Here is a 542-nt window from a genome sequence, read left to right on the forward strand (position 1 = left end):
GCCGAAAATTCGCAAAACTCTTAAGAGTCACTCACAAATTTTACCTTAGCCTGATCCGTTACCAGTGAAAGTAACGTTCAGTCTATCTTTCTATCACATACCCAAATTTTTAAAGAACGATCTAATCAAAGACTAGAAATCAACATTCACCATCATCCTGATGGAATGCTCATTTCTAAGCTTTAAACAGTAGAAGCAGTATGGTGGAGCCAAGCGGGATCGAACCGCTGACCTCCTGCGTGCAAGGCAGGCGCTCTCCCAGCTGAGCTATGGCCCCGTATCACTACAGGTCTTTCCACACAAAATTGGTGGGTCTGGGCAGATTCGAACTGCCGACCTCACCCTTATCAGGGGTGCGCTCTAACCAACTGAGCTACAGACCCAATTTCGGACTGTTTCTATCGTCTTCTTCAATGAATCAAGCAATTCGTGTGGGAGCTTATGCAGCAGCTGATGTCGTCGATTAAGGAGGTGATCCAGCCGCAGGTTCCCCTACGGCTACCTTGTTACGACTTCACCCCAGTCATGAATCACACCGTGGT

2 tRNA genes and 1 rRNA gene are annotated in these 542 nt (G+C 47.4%); all 3 read right to left on the reverse strand.

What is annotated here, in order from left to right:
• Positions 1 to 201: 201 nt before the first annotated feature.
• Positions 202 to 277 (reverse strand) — tRNA-Ala (locus ACZYR5_RS29545).
• Between the two features lie 29 nt (positions 278 to 306).
• A tRNA-Ile gene (locus ACZYR5_RS29550) sits at positions 307 to 383 on the reverse strand.
• Between the two features lie 81 nt (positions 384 to 464).
• Positions 465 to 542: ribosomal RNA gene (locus ACZYR5_RS29555) — 16S ribosomal RNA — on the reverse strand; the annotation flags it as partial.

The organism is Pseudomonas sp. F007, assembly GCF_057814275.1.